This window comes from uncultured Allobaculum sp., from assembly GCF_948576815.1.
In the GTDB taxonomy this organism is placed as follows: Bacteria; Bacillota_I; Bacilli_A; order Erysipelotrichales; family Erysipelotrichaceae; genus Allobaculum; species Allobaculum fili.
This window is the reverse complement of record NZ_CAPAEZ010000089.1, coordinates 1-8,616: the sequence shown is the minus strand read 5'-3', so window position 1 is coordinate 8,616 and position 8,616 is coordinate 1. Positions and strand designations below refer to the sequence as shown.

General features: G+C 49.1%; 7 protein-coding genes. 1 reads left to right on the top strand and 6 read right to left on the bottom strand.

All coding sequences use genetic code 11. The annotated features are described in order from the left end of the window. Positions 1-330: 330 nt before the first annotated feature. Entirely contained in the window at positions 331-912 is a 582-nt protein-coding gene (locus tag Q2J39_RS09890; RefSeq protein ID WP_230268257.1) for a hypothetical protein, read from the top strand. Between the two features lie 122 nt (positions 913-1,034). On the opposite strand, the gene Q2J39_RS09885 is transcribed toward Q2J39_RS09890, so the two are convergent. From Q2J39_RS09885 to pepT, 6 genes are all read right to left on the bottom strand, one after another. Next, on the bottom strand, positions 1,035-1,904 hold the full coding sequence (locus tag Q2J39_RS09885) for an aldose 1-epimerase family protein (protein ID WP_230268258.1): 870 nt from the start codon (positions 1,902-1,904) through the stop codon (positions 1,035-1,037). Between the two features lie 218 nt (positions 1,905-2,122). Continuing rightward, on the bottom strand, positions 2,123-2,914 hold the full coding sequence (locus Q2J39_RS09880; RefSeq protein WP_288340473.1) for an HAD hydrolase family protein: 792 nt from the start codon (positions 2,912-2,914) through the stop codon (positions 2,123-2,125). A gap of 155 nt (positions 2,915-3,069) precedes the next feature. Continuing rightward, positions 3,070-4,260, bottom strand: coding sequence for an RNA polymerase sigma factor RpoD (gene rpoD / locus Q2J39_RS09875; protein ID WP_288340471.1), 1,191 nt, complete (start codon positions 4,258-4,260; stop codon positions 3,070-3,072). Between the two features lie 13 nt (positions 4,261-4,273). Further along, on the bottom strand, positions 4,274-5,230 hold the full coding sequence (locus Q2J39_RS09870) for a patatin family protein (protein WP_230268261.1): 957 nt from the start codon (positions 5,228-5,230) through the stop codon (positions 4,274-4,276). After that, positions 5,223-6,395, bottom strand: coding sequence for an NADP-dependent malic enzyme (locus Q2J39_RS09865; protein ID WP_288340469.1), 1,173 nt, complete (start codon positions 6,393-6,395; stop codon positions 5,223-5,225). The genes Q2J39_RS09870 and Q2J39_RS09865 overlap by 8 nt, the downstream gene beginning before the upstream one ends. Before the next feature lie 733 nt (positions 6,396-7,128). Next, positions 7,129-8,337 carry a peptidase T gene (gene pepT, locus Q2J39_RS09860; RefSeq protein WP_230268263.1) on the bottom strand — a complete coding sequence of 403 codons (1,209 nt, stop codon included), beginning with the start codon at positions 8,335-8,337 and terminating at the stop codon, positions 7,129-7,131. Between the last annotated feature and the right edge of the window lie 279 nt (positions 8,338-8,616).

Genomic DNA, 8,616 nt, shown 5'->3' with positions numbered 1-8,616 from the left:
AAGGCAAGGCACTGCTCACTTGTGAAGCTTAAGTGAACAGCATTGCCTTTTATCCGGATCCAGTACATCATTTTTCCAGTATTTTGATTTTATCGTCTCGATCGGATTGGTTGATTTCACCGACAGTTCCTGTTTCTATTCGCTGCCCGTCCGGATCGGTGAAGCATCGTCTCTTCTTTTTGACGGAGGCATTTTCCAGAAACAAAAGAAAAGAAAAAATCTGCGCTGCGCCCGATCTGCGCAAAGGCGAGCGTACGGTCTGCCGAAAATAGCTTTTACTTATGTTTGCTTCTCTGGCTATAATAGAACTCAATGAAAGGAGCTTGCTCTATGGCTCAGAAATCATCAGCCAGCCGTAAAGGACGTACGGTCTCTGCACCGATCGATCCCGAACAGCCCGTTGGTAAACATTTGTTTTTCGATAACAAGAGACGTCTGATTTACGTTTCTCCGCTGCTTCACAAAAATCTGTATCTTCCAAAATACGACTACAAGCGGTTCAACCGCTACAATTCCCGCTTTATCGTCGCCGTCGCTACGATCATGATCTGCGGTTCGGCATTGACCGACTGGTTCAAGATGCCTATGTGGATCGCTTTTGTATTGGGCGCTTTAGTTTTTGCCGGTTTTGAATGGAGTTTCTACAAATTCCAGAAAGGCCTGACCGTCGTCAGTGATTTCGACCCATCCAAAGCTACGCCAACGGTAAGCTCCGTGATTTCTTCGGATATGCGGACGAAGACCTGGCTCAAAATCATTCTCTTTATTGTTCTTGGTGTTCTGCTGGTCGTAAATGCCTACCAGTCCCACTATTCGCAGCAAGTCATCATCCTCTGCTGGTGCGGTCTGGCAGTCTGCGTTTACATGGCGATCAACCTGCTCATCATGTTGTTCCGATCTCCAAAAGAATAAAGAACAGGGTACGGCTCTTTCCTGCCCTGTACTGACGCCAAACCCATCCAATGAAAAATCCGCCCGGGCGATCCGAGCGGATTTTTTGTATTCTTTCTGATTGTTTTGCGTATGGAGTGAACTTACGTCAGACTTTCAATGGTATATTGCGCATTGAACGTGTCTCCCGGCTTAAGAGAAAGTGTGCCTTCGCGTTTTTCAAACGGGCCGTCGACCTTTTCAAAATCGGTATGGCCAAACCAGGGTTCGATGCAGATGAAATCGCTGCTGCGATCCGCATTCCACAGAGCTACCGTCGGGAAACCTGCAAAGCTCATTTTCAGGCGCTGTTCATCCTTATAGAAAAGCGTCGCTTCCCGGGCTTCGATCTGATCAAAAACGAGCGTCGCGTATTGATCCATATCTTCGTGATTGCATTTCCATGTATCGAGAATGACCGGAACACGTTTTACAGGCGAAAGATCCGGGAAAAAGACGATCTGATCCGCCATGGATTTGGGTTCAAAGGAGATGGAGAAATCTTCAAACACTTCGTCGGCGTTCTGTACGGTTTTAAACGCTGGATGAAGACCGAAGGAAAACGGCATCGTCTTATCGCCGGTATTGGTAATCGCATACTGCACACGTACACCGTTTTCGAGGAGCGTATAGATCAGTTCAAAATGGAAATCAAATGGGTATTTCTTCAGAGTTTCCCCATTCGAATCGAGGACATAGACAATACGGTCATCCTGAATGCTGCCATCCAGATTTTCATAGCGAACCAGTCCATGGTTTTTCATCGCATACGTTTTGCCTTCGATTTCGTATTCCCCGTTCTTCCATGTCTTTCCAATGGTCGGAAAGAGGGAGGGATTGCGGCCCGACCAGCCCTGATCGGCCTGATACAGAAGTTCACGGCCTGCTTTCTTATCGAACAGGCTGATCATCTGTGCCCCTGGATTATCGGTGCGCAGAAGCATGCGTTCGTTTTCAATTTTTAATGGATTCATTGAAATTTCCTTTCCGTTCTCCTGATGAGTTAAAAGCGCTGTGCTCGAACAGTCTGGCCCCTGAAGGCGCATCCTGCGAACGGTTCCTCTCTTTTTTGAAGCCTGTTCACCTTTTAGCGGACAGACACATGGCCTTTTATATACAGACAGATGCCCTTTTCTATATGGAGTATATGGAGAGACAGATGAACGTTCAAAAGGCAGACTGCATTTGCGCTCTACAATCCGGTTCCGCCGCGTTTGAGACGTCTTTTTTTGAGCCAGCTGGATACGCCTTCTTCCTGAACGCTTCCAATGACTTCATCGGCAGCCTCTTTGGCTGCTTTTTTGGCGTTGCCAACGGCTACGCCATATCCGGCGGCTTTGATCATCTTCACGTCGTTGAGACCATCGCCTACCGCAATTGTCATGCAGGGTTCGTGGTGACGGGACAGTTTTTCCAGCGTCGACTCTTTGGAAATGCCGGGCGCCCGGATTTCTACACATTTACTGTAGAACACCTTGGAGCTGTCTGGAAGCAAAGCCGCAATCGCATCGCGTGTTCGCGAATCGTCTGTCCAGATAATGATGTTGCATACGTCATCGCCGACCCATTCCTTCGTCTTTGGCGTAACCATATACAGCTTTCTCCAGTGGTGGCGGACTTCCTTGGGCGCTTCGGAATTAAAGAAGTTGCCGTCGGGTCCGGAATAGCGCCAGAGCAGATGGTTTTCCCTGCAGAAATTGCGAATCGTTTTTACATCGCTGTTTCGAATCAGACGGGCATCGACGAGCTGTTTGTTCTCGTCATAAATGGCCGCACCGCCTTCCAGAATCATTCCGGAAAAAGGAAAACGAATGAATTCCGCTGGAAGATGCGCCATTTCGTAAGGCGAACGGCTGCTGACCAGATAGATCAGATCGCCCTGATCGACCAGATACTGGAACTCTTCCGTTAAATGCGAATCAATTTCATGAAATTTATTGTTGTAGAGCGTTCCATCTATATCAAACAAATAGACATGTTTCATTTGGATTTTCTGTCCCTTTCAGATGTTCTTGAAAACATCTTCGATGCTGACTCTTCTGCATGCGCAGACAAGGCCTTTGTGACCATTTTAATTTACATTTACAAAAAAAGCGAAGCGTTGCGCTTCGCCATTTCTATTTGAACCTGAGTTTAAGCTTAGTTTTCGTGGAAGACAGAAAGCAGTTTGGCTCTCTGCGGTCCTTTCAGTTTCTTGATTGCCTTGGCTTCAATCTGACGGATTCGCTCACGAGTAACATTGAACTTCTTGCCGATCTCTTCCAGTGTCCAGGTACGGCCGTTGTCGAGGCCGAAACGCAGACGAATGACTTTTTCTTCACGTTCGGTCAGTGTGGACAGAACTTCTTCGATCGTCTCTTTCAGAAGCTGGTTATGTGTGTATTCTTCCGGGGTGACGGTGGACTTATCTTCGATGAAGTCGCCCAGGAAGGTGTCGTTTTCATCGCCGACAGGCGTTTCCATGGAAACTGGATCGAGGGCAGAACGCTGGATTTCGTTTACGCGTTCGGCGGTCATGTCTTCCATCTTCTCCGCGATTTCTTCCGGAATCGGGTCACGGCCCAGATCCTGAACAAGCAGACGCTGGATTCGCGTCATCTTGTTGATGGTTTCTACCATATGAACCGGGATACGAATCGTTCTGGCCTGGTCGGCAATCGCACGGGTGATTGCCTGACGGATCCACCATGTGGCGTAGGTCGAGAACTTGAATCCCTTCGTATAGTCGAATTTTTCTACGGCTTTGATCAGACCGATGTTTCCTTCCTGAATCAGATCCAGGAAGAGCAGTCCGCGGCCGACATATTTTTTCGCAATCGATACAACCAGACGAAGGTTGGAGTCAATCAGGATCTGCTTGGCTTCCTGATCGCCTGCTTCAATTCGTTTGGCAATCTCCACTTCCTGCTGGGGAGTAAGAAGAGGAATGGCACCGATTTCTTTCAGATAGGCTTTTACCGGGTCGCTGGTTTTCGCATTGCTTGTATCCGCAAAAGTACGTTCCAGACGGGCGAGTTCTTCCTCTCGGCTGCTGGCTTCTGAATCTTCCGAATCTTCGTCCTCTCCATCGTCAAGAGAATCGTCATCGCTGTCCAGTTCTTCGATGTCTTCGTCATCGTCACTGTCGGATACATTGATGCTGATCTTGTTTTTCTGACACCAGAGGATAAGAGAATTCAGATCGCTGTCCGAGAGATTCAGCTCGTTCAGAGCTTCCATGAACTCTTTCTGATCGAGTTTCGCCCCGGCTTCTTTTGACGCTTCGAGCACCATTTTGACATCATCAATCGACGAAAAGCTCAGGCGCTTTTTATTCTTCTTTGCGGCCATTCAAATCTTCCTTTCAGACTTGTTCTAACGTGTTTACTACCATATTGGCACAGATCGTTTGGTTTGATTCGGCAGATGCACCAGTAGATTCTTCGCAAGGATTCATCCCCGCGCAGAATTTGCGGATCTCCGGCAGACGCTGGCGGGTCTCCTCTATGCCCAGTTCGTACCACGGTTTCAGTTTGTTCGGATCCGTAGTATAGCGGGTAATATGCATGTCTTTTGAGGGGCGAAGAACAAGCGCGCGTCCCTCATCTTCCAGCCGGTCAATCAGGTCCCATTGTTCCTGGTAGCGGATGTGCCGTTTTTTCAGATGATCCGTAATGACCGGATCACGATAAATCAGCCGGGCAAGCCAGACCTGCCATTTTGGTGCCGGCTTGCGGCGGTATCCTCTTTCTTTTGTGGAAAGGATAACTACCTTTTCACAGCCTGCGTCGAGAGCCTGCTGAACGGAAATCATATCGACCAGACCGGCATCAAAATATTTTTTGCCGTTCCAGCGATACGGTTTGGCCAGAAGCAGCAGTGCGCAGCTGGCCTTGATCAGCGTCATGCTCTGATCGACATAGGGCTTTCCAAAGTATTCCACTTTGTTTTCATCCATGTCATACACGCCGATTTCCATGTCCGTAGAGGATTGGAAAAAGGACTCGAAATCGAGCGGTGCATGTTCTTCAATATATTTATTGGTGGCTTCCAGACCGAAGAGTCCGCCTTCCTTAAAAAGGGGAACGATGCCGATAGCGCCCTTCTGATCCGCCGCTTCAATCGTGGTCACTTTCAGTCTGTCAATCTGACGGGATACGTAAGCCAGAAGGACTTCCGACCCCGAGGAAATGCCGACGGAGTACGGGAAGTAGATTTTCTCTTCGAGAAAAGTCTGCAGAACGCCTGCGCTGTAGGCAATTTTCGTTCCGCCGCCTTCTACAACCAGTCCGCATTTGTACTTATACTGTTTTTCAGACATTCCGAACGCAGCCTTCTTTTCTGGCCTGGTCAGCTACTGCTTTGGATACTTTGTCTTTTACGCGCGGATCGAGGGCGCTGGCGATGACATAGTCTTCCTTCAGATCCTCATCGCTGATCAGCGAAGCCAGCGCTTCAGAAGCCGCGAGTTTCATGCCGTCGGTAATGCGCAGAGCGCCGGCATCCAGAGCACCCCGGAACAGCGCCGGGAAAATCAGAACGTTATTGATCTGGTTGTCAAAATCGGAACGTCCCGTACCTACCACGCGGGCACTGGCTTTCTTAGCAAGAGCCGGATCGATTTCCGGAACCGGGTTGGCCATGGCGAATACGATCGCGTCGTCGTTCATCGAACGAACCATGTCTTCGTCCACCAGACCGGCAGCCGAAACGCCAATGAAGACATCGGCGCCTTTCATGGCATTGCGCAGCGTACCCGGCTTGCCGTCCGGGTTATATTTTTCGGCGAGTTCCTTCTGCATTTCGTTGCGGGCGTTTTCTTTGGTCACGATACCTTTGGAGTTGCAGAGAACGATGTGGCGGAAACCGTACTGACCGAGCAGATCGGCAATGGCGCATCCCGCGGCACCGGCGCCGGAGAAGGCAACGCGTACGTCTTCTTTTTTCTTACCCACAAGTTTCAGGGCGTTAATCAGAGCGGAAAGAACGACGCAGGCGGTTCCGTGCTGGTCATCGTGGAAGACCGGAATGCTCATGCGTTTCTGCAGTTCTTTCTCAATATAGAAACAGTTTGGAGCGGAAATATCTTCGAGGTTGATTCCGCCAAAAGACGGTTCGAGCGCAGCGACAATTTCAATGATCTTATCGGGATCCTGCTCATTGAGAACCAGAGGAATCGCATTGACATCACCCAGTTCCTTGAACAGCACACACTTGCCTTCCATAACAGGAAGGCCGGCCAGTCCGCCGATGTTTCCAAGACCAAGTACAGCCGATCCATCCGAAACAACCGCAATCGTGTTCGAACGTCCGGTATATTCAAAGCTTGTCATAGGATCTTTTGCGATTTCCAGACAGGGAGCGGCAACGCCGGGGGTATAGGCGATAGCCAGATCTTCATGGGTTTTCAGAGTCGGTTTGGAAACGATACCCACCTTTCCCTTCCATGCTTTATGAGCTTCAAGCGCCTTCTTTGCGTAATCCATGGTTTTCTCTCCTCCAGTTTTTTCTCTTAACAGTCTTTTCCAGCCAAAACGAAGGCTTTCGCCCGCGTTTGTTCGGCCGATGTTCTGATTTTGCCCATCGATTCATTTTTTGGGGTACGGGCACTCAATCATAGCACAAACGGCCTGTTTTTCTTTGAATTTCACTTTATTGGATTGATTTTTCCAATAAATTTTCAGCCTGCTCGTTTTTTCCTTGCAAAGAAGAAGTTTCTGTGCTTTTGGATTTGCGGCGATGGATATTCTCCACGTGTGCAATACTCCCTCTGTCTTTTCTTTGACGACGGTTCCTGTTCAAAGCGTCGTAAGGCTTTAAAGCCGCTTTACTTTGCGACAAGAGTGTGTTAGCAAGCTGTACTTTCTATTGTATTCAAAGCGCCCGTTTTGCTTGCACTTTTTTATTACTTTCTACCGAAAATTCAATTTTCTGGCTTTTGAAACCGTTTCCCGTTCACTGGATCTGCGTTTTAGCGAACCTTTTGTCCAGAGTGTTTGACCGACGGACGTAAAACCGGGTTTCTCTTCTTTATTTTTCGCCTTCTGTCAAAAACAGAGGCCCGAGTCGGGTCGGGCCTTGTGTGTTTTTCGGTTTGTCTGTGTTGATCAATTTTTTCTGAACGAAATCTCTTCTGACGTTCGCAAGGCAGAGCACTGACGACATCTGGAAGATCGGTTGGAATCCGGTTCTTCGTTCTCAGATGTCTGCGTGTACGACCTAGTCCAGATTGCCTTCAAGCAGGTGCAGCAGCACGTCTGTCATCTTTTCCATTTTCTGGATGGAGACGAATTCGTAGCGTCCGTGGAAGTTATTGCCGCCGGTTCCAAGGTTTGGCGTAATCAGGCCTTTCCAGGTCAGACTGGCTCCATCGGTTCCGCCGCGGATCGGATCGCTTTTCGGCGTAATGCCGCAGGCTTTCAGAGCCGCCTTGGCGCGCTCAACCGCGCGCATGTCGCCATGCATGGCATCTTCGAGGTTGTAGTACTGATCGCGCATCGTGATCGTGGCGCAGTCTGGCCACATTTCATTGATCACATTGGTCATGTCTTTCATCAGCTGTTTTTTCTGTTCGAATTTTTCCCGGTTATGATCCCGGATAATATATTGGAGAGACGCCTGATCGCAGTCGCCCTTCACTTCCAGAAGATGGATGAAGCCTTCGGTGCCTTCGGTAAATTCCGGGCGGGCCCACTGCGGCAGCATGGACGCGAACTGGACAGCAACCGCTGCTGCGTTGACCATCTTGCCTTTCGCCGATCCAGGATGAATGGCCTGTCCTTTGAACTGGATCTCAGCCATTGCGGCATTGAACGTCTGATAATCGACATTTTCAATTTCTGCCCCGTCGACTGTATAAGCGTAGTCGACCGGGAAGCGATTCAGATCGAAATGCGCCACGCCGCGGCCGATTTCTTCATCCGGGGTAAAGGCCACCATGACTTTTCCATGCGGCTTGCCGGACTGAATCAGCTGTTCGAGCGTCTCCATAATAATGGCGCAGCCGGCTTTATCATCCGCGCCGAGCAGTGTCGTTCCATCAGTGACCAGAATGTCATCGCCAATGACTTCCTTCAGCGAAGGAAACATCTCCGGATTCATGGAATAGTCCTTGCCTAAGGCAATCGTTCCGCCATCATATTTGCTGATGCGCTGCGGATGAACGTTGGCGCCGCTTAGTTCCGAAGCGGTATCCATATGCGAAATCAGACCGATGGCATCGCCCTGAAATCCCTGGGTAGCCGGAATTTCTCCATAAACGACACCATATTCAGAAAGTTCCACGTTGCTTACACCGATCTGCTTCAGCTCTTCTTCCAGTTTTCTGGCCAGAACGAGCTGTTTTTTCGTCGATGGGGCGGTTGTGGACGTTTCATCGGACTGTGTATCCAGAGAAACGTAATCCAGAAATTTATCGGTTACACTCATGCTTTTCTCCCTCTTTTCCTCTGCGTGATTCGCTTCCTCCTTCCCGTTCTGAAAAGGATGAGCTTTCCTGCACTTCGTCTTGCAACAGAAAGAAATGGATTTTCTTTGAGCCGCTGACGAATCGTACAGTCTCCGCAGACAGTTTCTGCTTTTATAGTTTCTATTATAGGCAGTTATTTCTAAACGCCAGAAATTGCGCTCAGAGCAGCTGTCTGGCTGCTTCGAACGTAAGCGTCAAATAAAAGACGGGTATTTTCTCGACCGCCTCCTTGGGATAAT